Below are 21,027 nucleotides of genomic sequence, written 5' to 3'. Positions count from 1 at the left end.
CGCCAGCGCCGCTCGCCCGCCACGATCTCGAGCCTCTGCCCGACGCGACGCGCGAGGATCGGCTGGACGACGCCATGGCGGCGCACCGAATCCGTGAGCTCCGCGAGGTCGGCCTCGTGGAAGGTCTTGCGCGGGTTGCGCGGGTTGGGGTCGAGCTCGCCGGTCGACACGCGCCGCTCACCAGGCGGCGGGGCGCCGCGCAGCGAGGGCAGGGCCGGGCTGCCCGCGCGCGGCGGGGCGGCCGAGGTCGGCGCGCCGCCGATCAGGGAGGCGAGGCCCCGGCCGAGGCGTTGGCGGCCCTTGTCGTCGCTCATGGTGGACTTGTCCTGCTGCGTCATGGGGTCAGGCGGCGGCGAGCAGGCGCTCGCGCTGGATCACCTCGGAGGCGAGGCGGATATAGGCTTGGCTGCCCGAACACTTCATGTCGTAGAGGATGGCGGGCTTGCCGAAGGAGGGGGCTTCCGAGACGCGCACGTTGCGCGGGATGATCGTCTCGTAGACGTGCTCGCCCATGTAGGAGCGCACGTCGCGCACGACCTGCGCCGCAAGGTTGTTGCGCCCGTCGTACATGGTGAGAACGATGCCGTGCAGCGACAGCGCCGGGTTCAGCGTGTCGCGCACCTGCTCCACCGTCTCCAGGAGCTGGGACAGGCCTTCCAGCGCGAAGAACTCGCACTGGAGCGGAACCAGGATCGCGTCCGCCGCCGCCATGGCGTTGATCGTGAGAAGGTTCAGCGAGGGCGGGCAGTCCACCAGCACGAAGTCGAACAGCGCATGCTCCACGCCATGGAAGTGCAGCGCGTCGCGCAGGCGGTAGGCGCGGCCCGACGCGCTGGAGATCTCCATCTCGAGGCCGAGGAGGTCGAGCGTCGAGGGCACGAGCCAGAGGTCGGGAACCGCGGTCTCCATCGCGGCTTCCGTCACGCTCGCGCGCTCTGTGAGGAGGTCGTAGGACGAGACGCCACGCTCCTCGCGATCGACGCCGAGGCCCGTCGAGGCGTTGCCTTGGGGATCGAGGTCGATCAGGAGCGTGCGCTTGCCGATCGCGGCGAGCGCGGTCGCGAGGTTGATCGCGGTCGTGGTCTTGCCGACGCCGCCCTTCTGGTTCGCGATCGTGATGACGCGCATGGGATGGGCGGGGGGCATGGTGTCCATGGGTCTTCGCGAGATGCCTTGGGGCCGAGCCCGCAAGGGGTCCGGCGCACGCCGTCAGGAATGGGGGGCCGGAGCGGGAGACGCGGCCGCCGAAAGGGCTTCTGCGGCGCGGATCTCGAGGATCACCGACCCGTCCTCGATCAACGGATGCTTTACCATGTCGAGCCGCCATTGGGCAGCGGCTTTCGCGATCTCCTCCTCGTGGGCGCGGCCTTTCAGGAACCAGCGTGTCGCCCGGGCGGAGAGATGGGGCTCGGTGAGCGCCAGAAGCTCGTCCAGCGGTGCGAGCGCGCGGGCCGAGACGGCCTCCACCGCAGCCAGCACCGCGCCGCAGCTCTCGATGCGCGCGGCATGGACGGTGGCGGGAAGCTGGAGCTCGCGCTGCACGGTGCGCAGGAAGGCGACCTTCTTCGCGTTCGCCTCGACGAGATCGACATGCCCCCCCTCGCGCTCGGCCATCAGGATGGCGAGGACGAGGCCGGGCAGTCCGGCGCCGGAGCCGATATCGGCCCAGCGCAGGTGTCGCCGGCCGAGTTCGCCAAGGATCAGCCCGTCTTCGATATGGCGTGTCCAGATCTCGGGAACGGTCGCGGGCGAGACGAGGTTGATGCGCGCCTGCCACTGGCGCAGAAGCGCGACGAAGCGGTCGAGCCGCTCCACGGTTTCACGTGAAACACCGTGGCGCGACAGGACGAGGGAGCGTTCCTCGGCGAGCTTCGCCTCGGTCGCCGCGCGCCCCATGCGGGGCTTGGAGGGCGCGGCCTTCCGGGCGGGCGCCTTGCGGGCCGGCGACCGGTCGGCGTCGGGCTTTCGGCGTTCAGGCGGCCTGGACATGCGGCTCGTTTCCGGTGGCGCGCCCGAGGGCGACGAGGATCAGGGCGAGGGCGGCCGGCGTCATGCCGTCGATGCGCTCGGCTTCGGCGAGCGTTGAGGGCCGGCGCGCGAGCAGCTTCTGGCGCAGCTCGTTGGACAGGCCGCGCAGCGTCTCGAAGGGGAAGCCCTCGGGAATGCGCCGGGCCTCACCCTGGCGCAGCCGCGCCTCGTCGCGGCGCTGGCGCTCGAGATACACGTCGTAGCCCGCCTCGATTACGGTGCGCTCGCGCGTCTTCGCGTCCACCGCGTTGAGTTCCGGCCAGATCGCGGCCAGCCGCTCCCAGCCGATCTCCGGCTGGGCCAGGAAGAGCCAGGCCGAGCGTCGCCGCCCGTCCTGGTTCACCGGCAGACCGTGGCGCGCCGCCTCGGCGGGCGTCACGGTGAGGCCCTCCAGCAGGACCCGCGCCTCGCGCAGGCGGCTTTCGCTCGCCTCGAAGACGGCGCGTCGGCGCTCATTCACCAGACCCCAGTCGAGGCCCATCGGCGTCAGGCGGCGGTCAGCGTTATCGGCGCGAAGCGACAGGCGGAACTCGGCCCGGCTCGTGAACATGCGATAGGGCTCCGACACGCCGGTGCGCGTCAGGTCGTCCACCATCACGCCGAGATAGCCGTCGGCGCGCCCCACCACCGCCGGCTCGGCGCCGGACGCCCGGCGCGCGGCGTTCAGCCCGGCGAGCAGACCTTGCGCGGCGGCCTCCTCGTAGCCCGTCGTGCCGTTGATCTGGCCGGCGAGGAAGAGACCGGGCGCCGTCTTGACCTCGAGCGAGCGCGTCAGCTCGCGCGGGTCGACATGGTCGTACTCGATCGCATAGCCGGGCTGGATCACGCGGACCTTCTCAAGACCCGGCAGCGAGCGCAGGAAGGCGTCCTGCACGTCGGCGGGCAGGGAGGTGGACAGGCCGTTCGGATAAACGGTCGTATCGTCCAGCCCCTCGGGCTCCAGAAAGACCTGATGCCCGTCGCGCTCGCCGAACTTGACGATCTTGTCCTCGATCGAGGGACAGTAGCGCGGGCCCACCCCCTCGATCATGCCCCCGTAAAGGGCCGAACGATGGAGGTTGTCGCGGATGATGCGGTGGGTCTCGGGCGTCGTGCGCGTGATGCCGCAGTCGATCTGCGGGTTGTCGATGCGCGTCGTCAGATAGGAGAAGGGCACCGGCTCGTCGTCGGCGCGCTGGCGCTCGAGGCTCGCCCAGTCGATCGTCGTGCCGTCGAGCCGCGCGGGCGTGCCGGTCTTCAGGCGGCCGAGGCGGAGCCCCAGGCGTTCGAAGGTTTGCGACAGGCCGACCGAGGGCGCCTCGCCGACCCGGCCCGCCGGGATCGTTTCGGAGCCGATATGGATGAGGCCGCGAAGGAAGGTGCCGGTGGTAACCACGACGGCACCGCATGCAACGCGCCGGCCATTCGCCAGCACGACGCCCTCGACGCGGTGATCCGCGCCCAGAATGAGATCGAAGGCGTCGCCCTCGACGATCTCGAGCCCGGCCTGTGTGCGCACCGCGCCTTGCACCGCCGCGCGGTAGAGCTTGCGGTCGGCCTGCGTGCGGGGCCCGTGGACGGCGGGTCCCTTGGAGCGGTTGAGAAGGCGGAACTGGATGCCGCCGCGATCGGTCGCCTCGCCCATGATGCCGCCGAGCGCGTCGATCTCGCGTACGAGATGGCCTTTGCCGATGCCCCCGATCGCCGGGTTGCAGCTCATGGCGCCGACCGTCTCAAAGCGATGGGTCAGGAGGATCGTCCGCGCGCCCGCGCGCGCCGAGGCGCAGGCCGCCTCCACGCCCGCATGGCCGCCGCCGATCACCACGACGTCGGCGCGAAGAGCTGAATTGTCCCGTGTCATGGAACGGGGTTAAGCCGCAGCGGGCCCCCGGTGTCAATCGAGCGGGCCGCTCGCCCGCGCGACGTCGCGGCCCGGCGGCTCTCGCAGGCGGGCCATGGTGTAGGCGTCGACGAGTTCGCCGGCGCGCAGGATCGAGCGGCGCTCGCAGCCTTCCGTTTCGAAGCCGAGGCTCGTGTAGAGGCGGATCGCGGGCGCGTTGTCGACGTTGACCGACAGCTCCAGGCGCAGGAGGCCGAGCCAGTCGTCCGCCGTCTCGATCGCGGCCGACAGGAGCCTGCGGCCGATGCCGCGCCCCGTCCAGTCGTCGTGGACGCCCATGCCGATGCGCCCGACATGCGAGCGCCGCCCCGGCTGGCGCCAGAGGCCGAGGTTGCCGACGATGCGGCCGTCCAGCTCGGCCACGAGCGAGGTGACGTCCGCGTTCCCGGCAAAGAGGCGCCTGCGCGCCGCGTCCACGCTCTCGAAGGGCAGGCGCAGCGTGCCGTGGCGGTAGCCGGGCAGGTTCATGAGCGCCGTCAGGCCCTCGATGTCGCCGGGCTCGGCGGCGCGGACGAGGACGGGGAGGGGATCGCTCATGGGGGTCCGCTCACTTGCCGATGCAGAATTCGGAGAAGATGACGCCGAGGATGTCCTCGACGCCGGTGCGCCCCGTCAGGGCGCCGAGCCGGTCTGCCGCCGCGCGCAGCGTCTCGGCCGCGACCTCGGGCGGCTGGCGGCCGGGGTCGTAGGTTCCAAGGATCGCGGCGGTCTCGGCCAGAACCAGCCGGTGGCGCTCGCGCGTCGGCACGACCTCGGCGGGATCGCCCGCAGCCTCGCGCGCGGCCACCGCGATCCGCTGGAGAAGCGCATCGAGCCCCCGGCCGCTCGCGACCGAAAGCGTGTCCTCGCCGGTCGTCGCCGCAAGGTCCGCCTTGGTGCGCAGGCGCCAGACCGGCGCGGCGGTTTCCAGCGTCTCGAAGGCAGCATTCGGCTCGGCGAGCGACAGGACGAGGTCGGCCTCGCGGACCGCCGCGCGGGCCCGCTCGATGCCGATGCGCTCGACCAGCCCATCCGTTTCGCGCAGGCCCGCCGTATCGGTCAGGATCACGGCATGGCCTTGCAAATCCAGGCGCGCCTCCACGAGGTCGCGCGTCGTGCCCGCTTCCGGCGAGACGATCGCGACCTCGCGGGCGCTGAGGGCGTTGAGGAGGCTGGACTTGCCGGCATTGGGCGCACCGGCGATCGCGACGCGAAACCCCTCGCGCCCGATCTCGCCGCGCCGTGCGCCCCCGAGACGCCGCTCGATGTCGGCGCGCAGCGCCTCCACCTCGGCCCGGACGCCCCGGGCCGCGCTCTCGCCGACATCTCCCTCGTCGGAAAAGTCGAACTCGGCCTCGATCAGGGCGCGCGCCCGCAGCAGACGGCGCATCCAGCCCTCGGCGAGCTCGCGGAACTCGCCCGCGCTCTGCCGGAAGGCGCGGGCGCGCTGCGCCTCGGTCTCGGCCGACAGGAGGTCGGCGAGCCCTTCGGCCTCCGTCAGGTCGATGCGCCCGTTGCCGAAGGCACGGCGCGTGAACTCGCCGGCTTCCGCGAGCCGCACGCCGGGCCGCGCGGTGAGGGCCTTGAGCATCGCGGCGACCACCGCGCGCCCGCCATGAAGGTGGAACTCGGCCAGATCCTCGCCGGTGACGCTGGCGGGACCGGGAAAGAACAGAAGGAGACCGCGATCGATCGGCTCGCCCGCCGCGTCGCGAAAGAGGCGCAAGGCGGCCCGGCGCGCTTCCGGCACGCCGCCGGCGAGTTCCTCCAGCGCCGCGCGCACGGCAGGCCCCGACAGGCGCAGAACCGCGATGCCGGCGGGAAGCTGGCCGGAGGAAAGGGCCGCGATCGTGTCGTCCAACGTCACAGCGCCTCGATGCGGATCGCCTTCGCCCCCGTCTGCAGCGTTTCGCGCCCGAGCGCCGCCAGCGTGTCGAGGTCGCCGAGGATGCGCAGGAACGGATTGCCCGCGAGCGGTCCGGCCTTCGAGGCGAAGCCGACGGCGCCATAGGCCAGAAGGATCTCGGTCTCCGACACGCCGCCGGGATAGAGGATCATCTCGCCGGGCGCGGGGTGCGAGGTGGCGTCCTCGTAGCCGAGGCCGAAGTCGTGGGCGCCGAGCGGGATCCACACCGCCTCGCCCGACCAGCGCACGTGGATGACGCGCTCGGCGTAGGGCAGCACGGCCCGCATGGCCGCGACCGTTCGGGGGGCGCGCTCGGGCGTGAAGCGGGCTGGAAACGGCGTGTCGTCGATCACGACGCGGCAGTCGGGCTGAAGGAGCATCGAGGCACTTTCGAACAGGTCCGGCCCCCGCTTAGCACGGCTCAGCTCAAGGCGACGACCTCGGCGTAAGTCGCGACCCGCAGGGCTTCGGGCACGGTCTCGAAGACGTGGAAAGGCGTGCCGGCGGCCGCCCAGACGACGTCGAAGCCCATGAGCGTCCGGTCCATGTAGACGGGAAGGGGCCGGGTCGAGCCCAGCGGCGCGACGCCGCCGATCGCAAAGCCCGTGCGCTCGCGCACGAAGTCGGCGTCGGGCCGCTCCACCGGCTCGCCGAGAAGGGCTGCGAGCTTGCGCGTATCGACGCGGTTCGCGCCCGAGACCAGAAGCAGAACCGCGCGGTCGGTCTCGCTCGTGCGGAACACGAGGCTCTTCACGATCTGGCCCACCTCGACGCTGACGGCCGCGGCGGCTTCCTCCGCCGTGCGGGCGATGGTGGCGGTGCGCACCACGCGAAAGGGCAGGGTGCGCGACAGGGCGGCGATCTCGACGCGGCGCACGGCCTCGGGCAGGTCGTCGGGTTCGCCGCTCATGCCGCCAGCGCCTCGCCGGCCCACAGCCGCGCGACGGGCCCCACGGCATTGTCGGGCTTCGAATCCCCGATGAAGATCACGACGGGGCCAGGATCGCGCTTGGCGGGATCGTAGAAGTCGAGGAGCGCGGGATAGCGCGCCTGCAGGAAATCCGGACGCAAGTCCCGCTCGCGCAGAAGATGGTCGATCACCACCTGGTCGCCGTGCACCGAGTTCGGCACGGGCCCGCAGGAGCCGGGCTCCATCCAGCGCTCGGGATCGGCTGCGAAGCGCTCGTAGAGGAAGGCGAGCTCGTCGCCCCGCCAGCGCAGGAGCGCGCTCGACACGCGCCCTTTCAGGAAGTGGTCCTCCATCGCCGCGAGGCCCGGCTCGGCAAGCGGCGAGGCATCGCCCGCAAAAACGGTGTCGAGGTCGCAGAGCAGCGTCGTGCCCCTCGCGAGCCCCGGCCGGAAGGCCTCGAACTTCGCCCACCAGCGCGGCCAGTCGTGGCTCAGCGCCACGCGTTCGACGCCCTCCACCGCCATGTCGAGGTCGGTCAGGCACACGACGCGACGAAGGCCCGGGATATGCGCGCGGGCCCCGTGCGCCAGCCGCTCCATCCAGCGGGCGTCGTAGCGCCCGCCCGAACGCAGGACGGCGAGAAGCGTCAGCCCCTCGCCGTCGTCGTGCCGTTCGTCCATGCCCGTCCCCCGATCCGTCGCTCGCCCCGAAGATGGGGCGAACCGCACGGGGGGCGAGGGATCAGGTGTTCATGGAGTCGAAGAAGTCTGAGTTGGACTTGGTCTGCTTGAGCTTGTCGTTGAGGAACTCGATCGCGTCGGTCGTGCCCATGGGCGCCAGGATGCGGCGCAGCACGAAGATCTTCTGCAGGTCCTGGCGCGGCACCAGGAGGTCCTCCTTGCGCGTGCCGGACTTGAGGATGTCCATGGCCGGGAAGATGCGCTTGTCGGCCACCTTGCGATCCAGCACGAGCTCGGAATTGCCGGTGCCCTTGAACTCCTCGAAGATCACCTCGTCCATGCGCGAGCCCGTGTCGATCAGCGCGGTCGCGATGATGGTGAGCGAGCCGCCCTCCTCGATGTTGCGCGCCGCGCCGAAGAAGCGCTTCGGGCGCTGGAGGGCGTTGGCGTCGACGCCGCCCGTCAGCACCTTGCCGGAGGACGGCACGGTCGTGTTGTAGGCGCGGCCGAGGCGCGTGATGGAATCCAAGAGGATCACGACGTCGCGGCCGTGCTCGACTAGGCGCTTGGCCTTCTCGATCACCATCTCGGCCACCTGCACGTGGCGCGTCGCCGGCTCGTCGAAGGTGGAGCTCACGACCTCGCCCTTCACCGAGCGCTGCATGTCGGTGACCTCTTCGGGCCGCTCGTCGATGAGCAGCACGATCAGGTAGCACTCCGGATGGTTCGCCGTGATCGAGTGGGCGATGTTCTGGAGGAGCACGGTCTTGCCGGTGCGCGGCGGGGCGACGATCAGCGCGCGCTGGCCCTTGCCGAGCGGGGCGACCAGATCGATCACGCGCGCCGACAGGTCCTTCTTCGTCGCGTCGAGGTGCTCCATCTTGAAGCGCTCGTTGGGGTAGAGCGGCGTCAGGTTGTCGAAGTGGCTCTTGTGCCGGATCTTCTCTGGGTCGTCGAAGTTGATCGTGTTGACCTTCAGCAGCGCGAAATAGCGCTCGCCGTCCTTCGGTCCCCGGATCGTGCCCTCCACCGTGTCGCCGGTCTTCAGCGAGAAGCGGCGGATCTGCGACGGCGAGATGTAGATGTCGTCGGGACCCGGCAGATAGTTGGCCTCAGGAGACCGCAGGAAGCCGAAGCCGTCCTGCAGCACCTCGACCACGCCCTCGCCGATGATCTCGATCTCCTGCGCCGCCAAGCGCTTCAGGATCGCGAACAGAAGCTCCTGCTTGCGCAGGACGCTCGCGTTCTCCACCTCGTTCTCCTCCGCGAAGGCCACGAGGTCGGCGGGCGTCTTGTGCTTCAGGTCCTGGAGCTTGATCTCAGGCATTCGGATACTCCAACCCAACGTCCGCGCGAGACAGGGAGGGGCGCGAGACAGGGATATTCAGGCGGGAAAGGCAATCGGGCCGGTACGAACGCGTCAGACGGCTGCGATGAAGATGGCCGGGCGGTCGCAGCGCAAGGCCGGACCAGACCCCAGCCGAAAGGCGGGATACGCCCCGACATATAGCCGCAGCCGCGCCGACGCGCAAGCGGCGGTGCGCGGGGCGCTTGCGGGCCGCGGCGGGGCTACCGTCCCTCGACCCCGGCTTGGGCGAGCCACCGGTCTCGCCCGTCCCAAGGACGGGAATGATTCCCCTGCACCCTCCTTCTCTCGAAGAGGTTTCCCCATCCGGGAAGGGCCTGTGGTCCTTCCCGGATGGGGACATGTCGCCGAACGAAAGACAGGGTCCGGGAAGCCATTCCCGGACGGGGCCCGGGGCGGCAGCCCCGCCACGACCTACGATTGGCCCCGCGTCAGACGCGCGCGCCGACGGGCTGGATCTCGAGGCGGCGCAGCGTGTCGGCGACGATGTCCTCGGGGGAGCGCTCGACGGAGACCTGGAGGCCGTCCTCGTCCGCGGCCAGCGGCTCAAGGGTGGCGTATTGGGAGGTGAGGAGCGAGGCGGGCATGTAGGCGTGGCTTCGCCCGGCGATGCGCCGTCCCACGAGGTCGGGAGTGCCGGCGAGTTCGACGAAGCGCACCTGGGCTTCGGCCTCGCGCAGGATGTCGCGGTAGCGCCGCTTCAGGGCGGAGCAGGTGACGACGCTGTTCTGGCCCGAGGCCGCCTGTTCGGTGATCCAATCGCGCATGAGACGCAGCCAGGGCCAGCGGTCCTCGTCGGTGAGCGGCACGCCGGCGCGCATCTTCTCGACGTTGGCGGGCGGGTGGAAGTCGTCGGCCTCGGCGAAGTGCCAGCCGAGGCGCTGGGAGAGAAGCTTGGCGATCGTGGTCTTGCCGACGCCCGAGGGTCCCATCACCACGAGACAGACGGGACGCTTGGGCGGGGACGAGGGCATCGCGAACTCCGGTGACGGGATGGACGGGAGGGGGCCGCACGAGGGGCGGCAAGCTCAGAAGATCGCCCATCCCCCGCCGAAGTCCAGCGGGCGCCTCAGAAGGGCTTCACGATCACCAGGATCACGATCAGCACCATGAGGACGGCGGGCACCTCGTTGACGATGCGCCAGTGGCGCGACGACTTCGTGATCTCGCCGCGCTCGAAGCGCTTGCGCGAGGCCGAAAGATAGCCGTGGAGGCCCGTCATCAGGACGACGAGGGTGATCTTGGCGTGCAGCCAGCCGCCCTGGAAGCCGTAGACCTTGGAGGCGAGCCAGAGGCCGGCGACCCAGGTCAGCACCATGGCGGGGTTGATGATGCCGCGCATCAGGCGGCGCTCCATCACCGTGAAGGTGCGCGCCTCGGGAGCATTGGCGCCAGCCTCGGTGTGGTAGACGAAGAGGCGCGGCAGGTAGAGCATGCCCGCCATCCAGGAGATCACCGCCACGACGTGGAGCGCAGTGATCCACAGCTGCGCTTCCAGGGGAGCGAACAGGAACAGGACGAGCGCCAGCGCGAGGCCGGCGAGGAGCACGAAGAGGACCGAGCGGTCCTTGGAGGCGGGGAGGGCGGCGGACATGGGAGGCTTCCGGGCAAGAACGGGAGCCTCAGCCCCTAGTCGAGAACCGCCCGGGGCGGCAAGCCGGACGGCGGGTCCGGAAGGGTCGCCTTACTGGCGCGCCTCCATGGCGCGGTCGAGCTCATCGAGCTTCCGGCGCAGGGATTCGGGCAGGTCGTCCTCGATGCGGAAGCTGCGCGTGTGGCTCAGGGCCTGTCGCACCTTTCCCTGGAGACCCTGGTTGGTAAGCGTTCCGGCAAGCTCTCGCACGGTCTGTTCCTGCTTGGATGTGGGCTGATCGCGCGGGGTTCTGGTCACGGCACCGTGCCTCCATTGCGCTTAAAATCGTTCGGAAGGCTGCTTGGTTCCCGTCTGGGACGACAACTTGTCTCAGCCGGCCGCAATTCAGCCTCAGGACAGCGCCGTGTGCCTCACAAGACGCAGCAGTTCCTCCACATGTGCGATCGGCGCCTCGGGCGTGATGCCGTGGCCGAGGTTGAAGACGAGCGGGCCCTGCCCGAGGTTCTCGAGGATCGCGCGCACGCCCCCGCGCAGCGCCGCGCCGCCGGCGATCAGGCGCAAGGGGTCGAGGTTGCCCTGCACGGCGCCGCCGCGCTGGAGCGCGCGCGCCTGCCCGAACGAGACGCCCCAGTCGAGACCGAGCGCATCGACGCCGGTTCCCTCGCGGTACGCCTCCAGCATCGCGCCGGCGCCCTTGGGAAAGCCGATGATGCGCGCGCCGGGAACGCTTGCGCGCACGCGCTCCACGATGCGGCGCGTCGGCGCGATGCTCCAGCGCCGGAAGCTCGCCTCGTCGAGGACCCCGGCCCAGCTGTCGAAGATCTGGACGCAGTCCGCGCCCGCCTGGAGCTGGCGCACGAGATAGTCGGCGCTCATCTCGGCCAGAAGCGCGAGCAGCTCGTCCATGGCCTCCGGATGCTCGTAGCCGAAGAGGCGGGCGGGAGCCTGCGCCGGCGTGCCGTGGCCGGCGATCATGTAGGTCGCGACCGTCCAGGGCGCGCCGCAGAAGCCGATCAGCGCGGTCTCGGCCGGCAGCTCGGCGCGAAGGCGCGCCACCGTCGCGATCACCGGGGCGAGATGCGTGTCGGCATGGCTGGGATCGAGGTCGCGGATCTCGTGCGTGGACAGGGGATCCATCTGCGGACCCTCGCCCTGCACGAAGCGCACGTTGCGGCGCAGCGCGTCGGGGATGACGAGGATGTCCGAGAAGAGGATCGCCGCGTCGAAGCCGAAGCGCCGGATCGGCTGGAGCGTCACCTCGGTGGCCAGCGCCGGGTCGTAGCACAGGTCGAGGAACGATCCGGCCCGCGCGCGCGTCTCGCGGTATTCCGGCAGGTAGCGCCCGGCCTGACGCATCAGCCAGACCGGCGGGGGGAAGACGGTCTCGCCGCTGAGAACGCGAAGAAGGGTTCGCTCGGTCATCGCGGGTCCTCGATGAAGGGAACGGCTCGAGGCCGACGGGCTGGCTGCCGCCGTTTTCCCGGGGCGCCTCTTCAAAAAAGAAATCCCTTTAAAGAGGGATTCTGATTCTTAGAGTCGGTGGATAGCCGGAATTCACCGGCCCGATCAAACAAGGGCGCGCCGATCCGCCGGCAAGCCCCCGCCGCGCCTCGGATTCGCCTCTTCGTGCCCGTTGTCCACAAGCAGGCCTCCACAAGCGGACCCGTCACGCATTTGGGGATGAATCGTCACGCACGCACAGGGCCGCCGGGACCCCCTGGGACAAGTCCCCCCTTTGTCCGCCTTCGCCCACAGGGGGGTCGGAATCACGGGGTCAACGCGGCGCTGCGCTTGCGCTGGACCCCCGAATCGAGTCCGTGCGACAGGAGCGGTCAGGCCGAAACCCCGTCGAGGAGAGACCCATGGCATCCGAGATCGTCCTGGCGTCGGGCAGCGTCCATCGCCGCCAGCTCCTCGAAAACGCGGGGCTGCGCTTTTCGGTCCATCCCTCGCGGCTCGACGAGCGCGCGCTGGAGGCGCCGCTGAAGGAAAGCGGCGCCACGCCCGACATGGTGGCCGAGGTCCTCGCCGAGGCGAAGGCGGGCGAGGTGTCGGAGCGCTTTCCCCAAGCCCTCGTGATCGGCGCCGACCAGACCCTGGCGCTCGGCGACCGGACGCTGCACAAGCCCGCCGACATGGAGGTGGCGCGCCGCGCGCTTCTCCAGCTGCAAGGCCGCACGCACGAGCTCCACAGCGCGGTGGCGCTCGTCCGAGGCGGGCAAACGCTCTGGCGCCACGTCTCCACCGCGCGCCTCACCATGCGCGCGCTCGACCCCGCCGAGATCGGGCGCTACCTCGCGCTCGCCGGCGAAGCGGCCTTGAGTTCGGTCGGCGCCTACCAGATCGAGGGGCCGGGCGTGCGGCTGATGAGCGGGATCGAGGGCGATCTCTTCACGATCATCGGCCTGCCGCTGCTGCCGCTGCTGGCCGAGCTGCGCGCTCTGGGAGAGATCGATGTCTGACCTGTCGTCCGCGGGGCCTCGTGCCTTCGTCTGCGGCTGGCCGATCCATCATTCGCGCTCGCCTCTGATCCACGGCGCCTGGCTGCGCGAGACGGGGCTCGCCGGCTCCTATGAGCGTGTCGCGGTCGAGCCGGAGCGGGCGGGCGCCTTCTTCGCGGGCCTGCAGCAATGCGGCTGGGCCGGGGGCAACGTGACGATCCCCCACAAGGAAGCGGCGTTCGCGGCCGCGGAGCGCCGCGACGGGGCGGCGGAGGCGATCGGCGCGGTGAACACGCTCTGGTTCGAACGCGGCCGGCTCGTCGGCGGCAATACCGACGCCTACGGCTTCACGGCCAACCTCGACGAGCGCCTCGCCGGCTGGCGCGCGGCCGGCCATGCGATGGTGCTGGGCGCCGGGGGCGCCGCGCGGGGCGTCGTCCACGCGCTCCTGGAGGCGGGCGTCGGGCGCGTCACCGTGTCGAACCGCACGCCGAGCCGCGCCGAGGCGCTGGCGACAAGCTTCGGCGCGCGCGTGCGCGGGATCGGGCAGGGGGAGGAGGGCGCGACGCTTCCCGCCGTCGATCTTCTCGTCAACACGCGGCCCGTCGCGCCGGGCGAGGCCGATCCCAACCTTTCCGCGCTGCCGGACGGCGCGCTCGTGACCGACATCGTCTACGTGCCGCTGGAGACGCCGGTGCTGCGCGCGGCCCGCGCGCGGGACCTTGCGAGGGCGGACGGGCTCGGCATGCTTCTGCATCAGGCGGTGCCGGGCTTCGAGCGCTGGTTCGGACGGCGCCCGGTCGTGACGGAGGACCTGCGCCGGCTCGTTCTTGCCGATATCGCCCGCCCATGATCCGCCTCGGCCTCACCGGCTCGATCGGCATGGGCAAGTCCACCACGGCCGCGATGTTCCGCGACGAGGGCCTGCCGGTCCACGACGCGGATGCCACCGTCCACCGGCTCTACCGGGGCCGCGCCGCGCCGCTGGTGGAGGCGCTGTTTCCGGGCGTCCTCGACGGGACCGGCGCGGTGGACCGTGCGCGGCTGGGGTCCCGCGTCCTCGGCGACCCGACCGCCCTGAAGCGGCTGGAAGCGCTGATCCATCCGATGGTGCGCGAGGAGGAGGCGGCCTTTCTGCGGGAAGCGGAGGCGGCCGGCGCGCCCGCCGCCGTTCTCGACATCCCGCTCCTGTTCGAGACCGGCGGCGAGCGCCGGGTCGACCGCGTCGTGGTGGTCTCGGCGCCCGAGGCCGTGCAGCGCGAGCGCGTGATGGCGCGCCCCGGCATGACGGCGGCGCGCTTCGACGCCATCCTCGCCCAGCAGATGCCCGACGCCGAGAAGCGGCGGCGCGCCGACTTCGTGGTGGAGACGGGCGAGGGGCTGGATCACGCCCGCACGCAGGTCGCCGCGATCGTGCGGCAGCTGCGCGAGCCTGCACGACCCGAACCCGGCCCGGCCTGACGGCCGCCCACGGCGCAGACGCACGACATGGCGCCGAAGGCGATCCAAGCCACAACCGGACGGCCGATAGTCCGAACCGGATGCGTCTACGGGCGGGTTTCCACCGATCTTCGACGTCCCGAAAGACTGCGTATCGCCTTCCAAAGCGGTCGTTCGTTGGATCGCGCGGGGAAGCAGAGAAGGTAACCCTTGTTCTTAGCTCTGCAACCCGAACACTCGCCTGCTGGAGTCTTTTCTTCCGGTCTACAGCATGCATCCTGTGGGGATTGTAGGAAGCCGGGAACTACCATCGAGTGATCTATCTTGGCCGACCGCTACACCACGACCGAGACCGCTACGGACAGAACAATGATGGACGCTACCCATCCGCCAATCAGCCTGCACATGGTTCGCGCAGCGGATCAGGAGGCTTGGCTTCCGCTTTGGCAAGGCTATCAGGCCTTCTACAAGGTCGATATTCCGGACGAAGTCACTGCCCTGACATGGTCTCGTCTGATCGACGCTTCAGACCCTGTGAACGGGATGCTCGCATGGCGGAGTGGCCGAGCAATCGGCCTCGTCCATTTCATCCCTCATCGATCGACCTGGTTCGCCGAGGACGTCTGCTACCTACAAGATCTCTACGTCGAAGCGAACACGCGAGGTGAAGGAATTGGTCGGCGATTGATCGAGGCGGTCTACGAAGAGGCGAAGCGAAGGGGCTGGCGTCGCGTCCACTGGTTGACGCATGAAACTAACTCGGATGCGATGCAACTCTACGATCGGATCGGAGACCGCTCGGGCTTCGTCCAATATCGGCGGACCTTCTCATGACGGGCGTTGCGCCCATGGGCGCTGATCGCCTCGGCCAACAGAGAACGGACTGACCGCTATCCACCCAACGAACCGCTTGGCGCCGCAGAAGCGGACGCTCTGAATCGGTCCATCGGCTATCGACCCGTCATCGCCGATGAATGGCATAAGCGGCAGCCCCGAAAGCTGCCGTTCAGTCCACTAGCGGCTTCTTCAATTCCGGTTCATCCGGAGAAGCTCGTGGATCGCGAGAGCGCGTGCCAGACGCCCATCTCGGCACGCATGGCGTCGAGCTTGGCGTTCACCAGTCCCAAGGCGTCCTCGCCGAGAAACAGGCGAACCGGAGGGTTGTCCGCCTCGACCAGGTCCAGAAGAGCTGCGGCCGCCTTGGCGGGGTCGCCCGGCTGGTTGCCGCTCTTGGCCTGCCGTCCCGCCCGGATCGGGTCCATGACGGCATCGTAGTCCGGGATGCTGCGCGGCGTGCGGTCCATTGAGCGTCCCGCCCAGTCGGTGCGGAACTGACCGGGCGCGATCGCCGTCACATGAATGCCGAAGCCCGCCACCTCCTTGCCGAGCGCCTCGGAGATGCCCTCGAGCGCGAACTTCGAGCCGCAGTAGAAGCTGATGCCCGGCATCGTGATGAAGCCGCCCATGGAGGTGACGTTGACGATGTGGCCGCGCCGCCGCTGGCGCATGCCGGGCAGCACGGCCTTGATCATCGCGACCGGTCCGAAGACATTGGCGGCGAACTGGCGCTGGAGATCGTCGATTGAGGACTCCTCGAGGGCGCCCTCGTGGCCATAGCCGGCATTGTTCACGAGGACGTCGATCGGCCCCGCCTGTCGTTCGGCCTTGGCAACGGCGGCCGGGATTGCATCGTAGTTCGTGACGTCGAGAACCAGCGGATGGGCCCGCCCAGCCGCCAGTGCAGCGAAGGCCGCGCTATCATCGGCGCGTCGTACCGTACCGATGACGCTATGGCCTGCGTCCAGAGCGCCCTGTGCGAAGGCTCGGCCCAGGCCGGAGCTGACGCCCGTGATGAGAAAGGTCTTGGATGTCGACATGGTATGGGCCCTTGGAGATCACGGTTATATCAAGATATAAAACAGAATGAGCCCTGACAAGACCTCCCCGTCATCGAGACCTTCCACCCGCGAGCGTGTCCTTGATGCGGCCGAGCGACTGCTCGCCTCCGGCCACGCCGGCTTCTCGATGCGGGACCTTGCGAGCGCGGCGGCGCTCAGCTTCGCGACGCCGTTCAACCAGTTCGGCAGCAAGGGCGCGATCATGCTGGCGCTGTCGGCACGTCGGATCGACGCCATGGAGGAGCGCCTGAACCGAGCTCCATCCGTCGGCACCGCGGCAGCCAGCGTCCTGGCGGCGGTCGACATCGCCGCGTCGGTGATGCTGGAGGCCCCATCGGTGAACCGCATCGTGATGGGGACGATCGGCTCGCCGGGCGATGCCCCCGGGGACGCGTTGTCCCGGTCGCGGGACCTCTGGTCGCTGGCGCTAGGCGAGGGCGCCGGGTTGGCGGACGCAACGCGCGATCTTGCCCTCGCAACGCTTCCCGACCATCTCGCCCTCGCCTTCCGAGGGGCACTCTCGTTCTGGACGGCCGGAGAATACGACGACCGGGCGCTTCGACGCTCGGCGCGTTCGGCGGCCGCAGCCTGCCTTCTCGGGTTCGTCGGCGACGCCGACCGTCCCGGGCTACTGGCCTGCTTGGAGATGTCATCAGAGACGGACGTCGAACCGTGCCCCGCCACGACTTCGTCCCCCACCCTTGACCCACCCCCTACGTCTTAGTGCCCCGGACGTGTCGAACCCATCGTTGCGGTCCGTCTTCGACGACCGCGTTCATGTGAGCTTCAACCTGACCCAACCGGACACGCTGTCCACCCCGGCGCTCTTTGCGGCGCCCGCCTTCTCCCGGGCGCAAATCTCGCCGGATGGCCAGTTCGTTGCGTACCTAGCGCCTTAGCGCGGCTGGCTGAACGTCTTCCTCGCCACGATCCGCCGCGGCTCGACGCCCGCATGCGGTTGACCGCAGGCGACCTCTTGGCTGGGCAACGGTAGCAATTTGGCCACGTTCAATGCACGTCGGCCGTTTTCGACCCCAAGCGCTCATAGGCCAGCGCACCCGACTATTAGTTCACGTCCGCTTCAAATTGCATGGCATCCGGAAGCGGACGGTCTGGAAACCACCTTTAGCGTCGATCACCGCCGGGGAACCGGATGTCCGGAAGCGGTCAGGAGCACTCGGCCCGTTTCTGCTCTTTCGGGGTGATCGAGGTTTGTTCGGACGCGTATACGTCTGAAGCATGCGGTCGCATGAAGGACGACGGCCAAACGTCGGGGGAGCGATGCTTCTGTTCGCGTCGACGCCGGACCTCGCAGCGGCAGGTTCGGGAGTGCCGGAGCGGCTCCCGACGCCAACGCGCTCACGATCCCGGACGACGTGGACGACGCTCGCGCCGTCCGCTCGGAAGCATTCTGCAGGAGTGGCTTCGCGCCCATCCCGCCAACGGCCCGTTTTCGTCGCGGACCGGGGCCGCCATCGACGCCTTGATCGACGGACGGCGCGAAGGGCGAGGGCGGGGCTGTCCTCGGCCGTCTTGCGCAAGACCGGCCGACCCGGAATCGGCGAAGGGCGTCGCGCGCTACATCCAGCCGTGCGAGGCGGCCATCCAGAGCGCCATGCCCACCATCATGACGTTCTCGAGCAGCGATACGAAGCCGAGCGGCACGTTCGAGTCGCCGCCGACGCAGGCGCACTTGAGTTCGCGCCGGTCGATGTAGACCGCCTTGAAGACCGAGACCGCGCCGATCGTGCCGATGAAAAGGGCGATCGGGACCGAGAGCCAGTTCAACGCGCCCGCCACCATCAGGACGCCCGCCAGCGCTTCCGCATAGGGGTAGATCCGGCCGTAGGGCACCCAGCGCTGGGCGAGGAGGTCGTAGCCGAGGAACATGGTGGCGAAGCTGTCGACGTCGCGCAGCTTCTGCAGCGCGAGGAGCACCATGGCGAAGGCGACCGTCCACTCGGCGGCGCGCGGCGTGAGGGCCGAGCCGAAGGCCGAGTGGCTCGCCGCCAGCGCCAGCGCGAGGCTGGCCGCGAACAGCCAGGCGACCGGCGCGTAGGTCAGGGCCTTGGGGTCGCGCACCTTGAGACCGAGATAGCGGCGCAGGTCGTCGTGGCCGCCGATGCGCGTCCCCTCGACGAAGATCTGCGGCGTCGTCTTCACGCCATGCTCGGCCTTGAAGCGGTCGACCTCCTCGCGCGTGCGCAAGGGATGATCCTCGACGGCGAAGCCGTGCGATCGCAGGAGATGAAGGGCCCTCAGCCCCCAGGGGCAGACATGCTTGTCCATCACCATGCGGTGGATCACGGCACGGCGGCGGGCCGCGGCTCCGGTGCCGGGCGCCTCCTCGGCACGGGTGGCGGTGGTGCTCATGGGCGACCTTCCGTGAAACGGGAACGGGCGGGAGGGGAGGCGCCCCGAACGCCGGTCTCGCGTCGGAACGTCGCCTCAACCCTTTACCCACCATATGGGATGGTGGAACAAGCCGTGCCACCTGCCCGGATCGGAAAGCCCCATGCGCGAGATCGTGTTCGACACCGAAACCACCGGCCTCGACTTCGAGGAGGACCGGGTCATCGAGATCGGCGGCGTGGAACTGTGGAACCACATCCCGACGGGCAAGGAATACCATTGGTTCGTGCGCCCGGCGGGACGGCGCGTCGATCCGGCGGCCTTCGACATCCACGGCATCTCCGACGATTTTCTCAAGGACAAGCCGCTCTTCTCGGAGGTCGTCGAGGAGTTCGCGGCGGCCTTCGACGGGGCGACGCTGATCGCCCACAACGCCGCCTTCGACATCCGCTTCCTGAACGCCGAGCTCGCCCGGCTCGGCCGCCCCGCCATCCCGCCCGGCCTCGTGATCGACACGCTGCCCATGGCGCGGCGCAAGTTTCCGATGGCACCCGCCACGCTCGACGCGCTCTGCTCGCGCTTCCAGATCGACACCAGCAAGCGCGACAAGCACGGGGCGCTGGTCGACAGCGCGCTTCTGGCGCAGGTCTATATCGAGCTGATCGGCGGGCGGCAGTCGGCGCTGCGGCTCGTTTCGGCGGGCGAGGAGGACGACCGCGCGGCCGATCTCGGCGGACACCGCGCGGCGCGGCGCCCGCAAGCCCTGCCCCCGCGCCTGACGGCCGAGGAGGACGCGGCGCACCGGCGCTTCGTGGACAGCATGGGCGACGCGGCGCTCTGGCGCGCCCATCTGCCCGCGGACGCGGGCTGACGCGCGGGTGGGAACGCTTGTCGCCTACGGCGTCGCGGCGCTGGCCGAGATCGCGGGCTGCTTCGCCTTCTGGGCCTGGGCGCGGCTGGACCGCTCGCCCTGGTGGCTCGTGCCGGGGATGCTCCTGCTGGCGCTCTTCGCCTTCGCGCTGACGCGCGTCGAGGCGGAGGCCGCGGGGCGGGCCTATGCCGCCTATGGCGGGATCTACATCCTCGCCTCGGTTCTCTGGCTCTGGGCGGCCGAGGGCGTGCGGCCCGACCGCTGGGACGTGGCGGGCGCCGCGATCTGCCTCGCGGGCGCCGCGCTCATCGTCTGGGCGCCGCGCGGGGGGTGATCCCCGCGCGGCGATGCCTCGTGTCAGGCGTTGGCGACGGGCTGGACCTGCTGGCGGGCGCGCTCCTCGGCGAGGCGCTGCTGGAACAGGGCGGCGAAGTCGATCGGGTCGATCATCAGCGGCGGGAAGCCGGCGTTGCGCGTCACGTCCGCCACGATCTGCCGCGCGAACGGGAACAGGAGACGCGGGCACTCGATGAACAGGAGCGGCAGCATGTGCTCCTGCGGGAAGTTCTCGAGGCGGAACACGCCGCCATATTCGAGTTCCACGTGAAACAGCGTGTCGTTGCCCTCGCCGGCGCGCGCGTTCAGCGTCAGGCGCACGTCGTACTCGTTGTCGCCGCCCTGGATCTGGTTGGCCCCGACGTTGACGCCGATGTTGATACCCGGCGCGCGGGTCTGCCCGCGCAGCGAGGCGGGCGCCTTGGGGCTCTCGAAGGAGAGATCCTTGATGTACTGGGCGAGGATGTTGAGGCTCGGGGCCGCGCCGTTGGTGGCGCCGGCGCCGTTGGCGCCGTTGGGTTCGGTCTGCGACATGGGGGACTCCCGCTGTTGGCAAGCGCTAGCGACGCGGCGGCCCGGCGCCCGTTTCAAGAGGCTGCCGGGCTATCACGCGGGAGCGGGGGCGGGCAAGCGAGCCTCCGAGGCATTTGCGCGTCGAGGCACGGTCGGCCCCGGTGCCGGAGGACCCCGTCAGTGCCGCGTCATGCCGCTGCCGTCCTCGGGGCCGCGCCAGGGCGAGCGCGGGTCGCCGAGGTCGCGCCGTTCGAAATCGGCGGCGGGCAGCTCGATGATCTCCGGCCCGCGCTGCGGCTCGGGCGCGCGAAAGCCCGAGCTGCGCACCACGACGCGGCTGCGAAGGCCGCGCCAGATCAGGTCGCGCACCGGCGGTAGGAACAGGAGAAGGCCGGCGATGTCGCTCAGGAACCCGGGGATCACGAGAAGCACGCCCGCCAGCGCGATCAGGGCGCCGTGGACGATCTCGCGCTCGGGCATCCGGCCCGCGCGCGCCTCGGCCCGCGCCCGGCGTAGGGTCGAGAGCGTCTGGCGCTTCAGGAGCGCCAGGCCCACGACCACGGAGGCGACCACCAGAAGCAGCGTCCACCCAACGCCGATATGGCCGCCGACCCAGATGAACATGCCGATCTCGGCCAGCGGCAGGGCCAGAAGGAGAAGGGGCAGGAAGCGCAGCGGCATCGGATCTCGGGTTCGGTCGGCCGGGAGGGCGAAGGGGGCCGGCCGCGTCCCGGCATCCGCACGGCCACTGCGCAGATAAGACGCGCTTTCGTGAATTTGAATGCTGGGGGCGCGCCCTCTATATGTCGAAGGGATCATATCTTCTTGTAGGAC

The 21,027-nt window shown here is 70.0% G+C and carries 25 protein-coding genes; 7 read left to right on the top strand and 18 right to left on the bottom strand.

The features are described from left to right. The 14 genes from AUL35_RS12665 to hemE form a co-directional block, all read right to left on the bottom strand. A partial coding sequence (locus AUL35_RS12665) for a ParB N-terminal domain-containing protein (RefSeq protein WP_192847088.1) occupies positions 1-314 on the bottom strand: 314 nt, incomplete at its 3' end. A gap of 28 nt (positions 315-342) precedes the next feature. After that, complete coding sequence (locus AUL35_RS12660; RefSeq protein WP_062015299.1) at positions 343-1,155, bottom strand: ParA family protein; 813 nt, start codon at positions 1,153-1,155, stop codon at positions 343-345. Positions 1,156-1,209: 54 nt separating this feature from the next. Beyond that, positions 1,210-1,989: a 16S rRNA (guanine(527)-N(7))-methyltransferase RsmG gene (gene rsmG / locus AUL35_RS12655; RefSeq protein ID WP_062015297.1), complete on the bottom strand. Its 780-nt coding sequence runs from the start codon at positions 1,987-1,989 to the stop codon at positions 1,210-1,212. After that, the gene (mnmG, locus tag AUL35_RS12650) at positions 1,973-3,868 is read right to left on the bottom strand and encodes a tRNA uridine-5-carboxymethylaminomethyl(34) synthesis enzyme MnmG (RefSeq protein ID WP_062015296.1); all 1,896 of its coding nucleotides are present in this window, start codon (positions 3,866-3,868) and stop codon (positions 1,973-1,975) included. Before mnmG ends, rsmG begins: the two co-directional genes overlap by 17 nt. 33 nt (positions 3,869-3,901) lie before the next feature. Beyond that, a complete protein-coding gene (locus tag AUL35_RS12645; protein WP_062015294.1) occupies positions 3,902-4,444 on the bottom strand; it encodes a GNAT family N-acetyltransferase in 543 nt (180 codons plus the stop codon). A 10-nt stretch (positions 4,445-4,454) separates the two neighbouring features. After that, positions 4,455-5,753, bottom strand: coding sequence for a tRNA uridine-5-carboxymethylaminomethyl(34) synthesis GTPase MnmE (gene mnmE, locus AUL35_RS12640; RefSeq protein WP_062015293.1), 1,299 nt, complete (start codon positions 5,751-5,753; stop codon positions 4,455-4,457). Beyond that, positions 5,750-6,172, bottom strand: a complete 423-nt coding sequence (locus AUL35_RS12635) for a DUF3830 family protein (RefSeq protein ID WP_062015291.1) — start codon at positions 6,170-6,172, stop codon at positions 5,750-5,752. Before AUL35_RS12635 ends, mnmE begins: the two co-directional genes overlap by 4 nt. Before the next feature lie 41 nt (positions 6,173-6,213). Further along, positions 6,214-6,702 carry a YbaK/EbsC family protein gene (locus AUL35_RS12630; RefSeq protein ID WP_062015289.1) on the bottom strand — a complete coding sequence of 163 codons (489 nt, stop codon included), beginning with the start codon at positions 6,700-6,702 and terminating at the stop codon, positions 6,214-6,216. Next, the gene (locus AUL35_RS12625; protein WP_062015288.1) at positions 6,699-7,382 is read right to left on the bottom strand and encodes a hypothetical protein; all 684 of its coding nucleotides are present in this window, start codon (positions 7,380-7,382) and stop codon (positions 6,699-6,701) included. Before AUL35_RS12625 ends, AUL35_RS12630 begins: the two co-directional genes overlap by 4 nt. A 61-nt stretch (positions 7,383-7,443) precedes the next feature. Then, positions 7,444-8,709 (bottom strand): transcription termination factor Rho, encoded by a 1,266-nt coding sequence (gene rho / locus AUL35_RS12620; protein ID WP_062015286.1) that lies wholly within the window; start codon positions 8,707-8,709, stop codon positions 7,444-7,446. A 470-nt stretch (positions 8,710-9,179) separates the two neighbouring features. After that, positions 9,180-9,722, bottom strand: a complete 543-nt coding sequence (locus AUL35_RS12615) for a gluconokinase (RefSeq protein ID WP_062015285.1) — start codon at positions 9,720-9,722, stop codon at positions 9,180-9,182. Between the two features lie 95 nt (positions 9,723-9,817). Continuing rightward, on the bottom strand, positions 9,818-10,342 hold the full coding sequence (gene hemJ, locus AUL35_RS12610; protein WP_062015284.1) for a protoporphyrinogen oxidase HemJ: 525 nt from the start codon (positions 10,340-10,342) through the stop codon (positions 9,818-9,820). A gap of 90 nt (positions 10,343-10,432) precedes the next feature. Beyond that, positions 10,433-10,639 carry a hypothetical protein gene (locus tag AUL35_RS22170; RefSeq protein ID WP_156417978.1) on the bottom strand — a complete coding sequence of 69 codons (207 nt, stop codon included), beginning with the start codon at positions 10,637-10,639 and terminating at the stop codon, positions 10,433-10,435. A gap of 93 nt (positions 10,640-10,732) precedes the next feature. Beyond that, the gene (gene hemE / locus AUL35_RS12605) at positions 10,733-11,764 is read right to left on the bottom strand and encodes a uroporphyrinogen decarboxylase (protein WP_062015282.1); all 1,032 of its coding nucleotides are present in this window, start codon (positions 11,762-11,764) and stop codon (positions 10,733-10,735) included. A 440-nt stretch (positions 11,765-12,204) separates the two neighbouring features. Between hemE and AUL35_RS12600 the strand changes: the two genes are divergently transcribed. From AUL35_RS12600 to AUL35_RS12585, 4 genes are all read left to right on the top strand, one after another. Next, on the top strand, positions 12,205-12,804 hold the full coding sequence (locus tag AUL35_RS12600; RefSeq protein WP_062015281.1) for a Maf-like protein: 600 nt from the start codon (positions 12,205-12,207) through the stop codon (positions 12,802-12,804). Next, positions 12,797-13,636: a shikimate dehydrogenase gene (locus tag AUL35_RS12595; protein ID WP_062015279.1), complete on the top strand. Its 840-nt coding sequence runs from the start codon at positions 12,797-12,799 to the stop codon at positions 13,634-13,636. Before AUL35_RS12600 ends, AUL35_RS12595 begins: the two co-directional genes overlap by 8 nt. Continuing rightward, entirely contained in the window at positions 13,633-14,244 is a 612-nt protein-coding gene (gene coaE, locus AUL35_RS12590) for a dephospho-CoA kinase (RefSeq protein WP_062015278.1), read from the top strand. The genes AUL35_RS12595 and coaE overlap by 4 nt, the downstream gene beginning before the upstream one ends. Positions 14,245-14,595: 351 nt before the next feature. Further along, on the top strand, positions 14,596-15,057 hold the full coding sequence (locus AUL35_RS12585) for a GNAT family N-acetyltransferase (protein WP_062015312.1): 462 nt from the start codon (positions 14,596-14,598) through the stop codon (positions 15,055-15,057). A gap of 203 nt (positions 15,058-15,260) precedes the next feature. On the opposite strand, the gene AUL35_RS12580 is transcribed toward AUL35_RS12585, so the two are convergent. Further along, complete coding sequence (locus tag AUL35_RS12580; RefSeq protein ID WP_062015276.1) at positions 15,261-16,100, bottom strand: oxidoreductase; 840 nt, start codon at positions 16,098-16,100, stop codon at positions 15,261-15,263. Positions 16,101-16,146: 46 nt separating this feature from the next. Here AUL35_RS12580 and AUL35_RS12575 point away from each other — a divergent pair, with 46 nt between their 5' ends. Then, the gene (locus AUL35_RS12575; RefSeq protein WP_156417977.1) at positions 16,147-16,845 is read left to right on the top strand and encodes a TetR/AcrR family transcriptional regulator; all 699 of its coding nucleotides are present in this window, start codon (positions 16,147-16,149) and stop codon (positions 16,843-16,845) included. An 854-nt stretch (positions 16,846-17,699) separates the two neighbouring features. On the opposite strand, the gene AUL35_RS12570 is transcribed toward AUL35_RS12575, so the two are convergent. Next, positions 17,700-18,494: a MauE/DoxX family redox-associated membrane protein gene (locus AUL35_RS12570; protein ID WP_062015275.1), complete on the bottom strand. Its 795-nt coding sequence runs from the start codon at positions 18,492-18,494 to the stop codon at positions 17,700-17,702. A gap of 142 nt (positions 18,495-18,636) precedes the next feature. On the opposite strand from AUL35_RS12570, the gene dnaQ reads away from it, so the two are divergent. Both dnaQ and AUL35_RS12560 read left to right on the top strand, forming a co-directional pair. Continuing rightward, positions 18,637-19,344, top strand: coding sequence for a DNA polymerase III subunit epsilon (gene dnaQ, locus AUL35_RS12565; RefSeq protein WP_062015273.1), 708 nt, complete (start codon positions 18,637-18,639; stop codon positions 19,342-19,344). A gap of 7 nt (positions 19,345-19,351) precedes the next feature. Beyond that, positions 19,352-19,678, top strand: coding sequence for a YnfA family protein (locus AUL35_RS12560; RefSeq protein ID WP_062015272.1), 327 nt, complete (start codon positions 19,352-19,354; stop codon positions 19,676-19,678). Positions 19,679-19,701: 23 nt separating this feature from the next. Here the strand turns inward: AUL35_RS12560 and secB are convergent, their stop codons facing one another. Further along, positions 19,702-20,214, bottom strand: coding sequence for a protein-export chaperone SecB (secB, locus tag AUL35_RS12555; protein ID WP_062015270.1), 513 nt, complete (start codon positions 20,212-20,214; stop codon positions 19,702-19,704). Positions 20,215-20,370: 156 nt separating this feature from the next. After that, positions 20,371-20,874: an FxsA family protein gene (locus tag AUL35_RS12550; RefSeq protein WP_062015268.1), complete on the bottom strand. Its 504-nt coding sequence runs from the start codon at positions 20,872-20,874 to the stop codon at positions 20,371-20,373. Between the last annotated feature and the right edge of the window lie 153 nt (positions 20,875-21,027).

It is taken from the genome of Aureimonas sp. AU4, from assembly GCF_001463765.1.
Classification (GTDB): Bacteria; Pseudomonadota; Alphaproteobacteria; order Rhizobiales; family Rhizobiaceae; genus Aureimonas.
The sequence above is the reverse complement of the archived record's forward strand: the minus strand, read 5'-3'. Positions and strand labels throughout refer to the sequence as shown.

Bases quoted from the DNA above. Each gene is read 5' to 3' on its own strand.
- hemJ (WP_062015284.1), bottom strand. From the start codon at position 10,342: ATGTCCGCCGCCCTCCCCGCCTCCAAGGACCGCTCGGTCCTCTTCGTG.
- AUL35_RS12630 (WP_062015289.1), bottom strand. From the start codon at position 6,702: ATGAGCGGCGAACCCGACGACCTGCCCGAGGCCGTGCGCCGCGTCGAG.
- secB (WP_062015270.1), bottom strand. From the start codon at position 20,214: ATGTCGCAGACCGAACCCAACGGCGCCAACGGCGCCGGCGCCACCAAC.
- mnmG (WP_062015296.1), bottom strand. From the start codon at position 3,868: ATGACACGGGACAATTCAGCTCTTCGCGCCGACGTCGTGGTGATCGGC.
- coaE (WP_062015278.1), top strand. From the start codon at position 13,633: ATGATCCGCCTCGGCCTCACCGGCTCGATCGGCATGGGCAAGTCCACC.
- AUL35_RS12625 (WP_062015288.1), bottom strand. From the start codon at position 7,382: ATGGACGAACGGCACGACGACGGCGAGGGGCTGACGCTTCTCGCCGTC.
- AUL35_RS12600 (WP_062015281.1), top strand. From the start codon at position 12,205: ATGGCATCCGAGATCGTCCTGGCGTCGGGCAGCGTCCATCGCCGCCAG.
- AUL35_RS12575 (WP_156417977.1), top strand. From the start codon at position 16,147: ATGAGCCCTGACAAGACCTCCCCGTCATCGAGACCTTCCACCCGCGAG.
- AUL35_RS12570 (WP_062015275.1), bottom strand. From the start codon at position 18,494: ATGAGCACCACCGCCACCCGTGCCGAGGAGGCGCCCGGCACCGGAGCC.
- AUL35_RS12585 (WP_062015312.1), top strand. From the start codon at position 14,596: ATGGACGCTACCCATCCGCCAATCAGCCTGCACATGGTTCGCGCAGCG.
- hemE (WP_062015282.1), bottom strand. From the start codon at position 11,764: ATGACCGAGCGAACCCTTCTTCGCGTTCTCAGCGGCGAGACCGTCTTC.
- AUL35_RS12645 (WP_062015294.1), bottom strand. From the start codon at position 4,444: ATGAGCGATCCCCTCCCCGTCCTCGTCCGCGCCGCCGAGCCCGGCGAC.
- dnaQ (WP_062015273.1), top strand. From the start codon at position 18,637: ATGCGCGAGATCGTGTTCGACACCGAAACCACCGGCCTCGACTTCGAG.
- rsmG (WP_062015297.1), bottom strand. From the start codon at position 1,989: ATGTCCAGGCCGCCTGAACGCCGAAAGCCCGACGCCGACCGGTCGCCG.
- AUL35_RS12615 (WP_062015285.1), bottom strand. From the start codon at position 9,722: ATGCCCTCGTCCCCGCCCAAGCGTCCCGTCTGTCTCGTGGTGATGGGA.
- rho (WP_062015286.1), bottom strand. From the start codon at position 8,709: ATGCCTGAGATCAAGCTCCAGGACCTGAAGCACAAGACGCCCGCCGAC.
- AUL35_RS12635 (WP_062015291.1), bottom strand. From the start codon at position 6,172: ATGCTCCTTCAGCCCGACTGCCGCGTCGTGATCGACGACACGCCGTTT.
- AUL35_RS12595 (WP_062015279.1), top strand. From the start codon at position 12,797: ATGTCTGACCTGTCGTCCGCGGGGCCTCGTGCCTTCGTCTGCGGCTGG.
- AUL35_RS12660 (WP_062015299.1), bottom strand. From the start codon at position 1,155: ATGGACACCATGCCCCCCGCCCATCCCATGCGCGTCATCACGATCGCG.
- AUL35_RS12550 (WP_062015268.1), bottom strand. From the start codon at position 20,874: ATGCCGCTGCGCTTCCTGCCCCTTCTCCTTCTGGCCCTGCCGCTGGCC.
- AUL35_RS12580 (WP_062015276.1), bottom strand. From the start codon at position 16,100: ATGTCGACATCCAAGACCTTTCTCATCACGGGCGTCAGCTCCGGCCTG.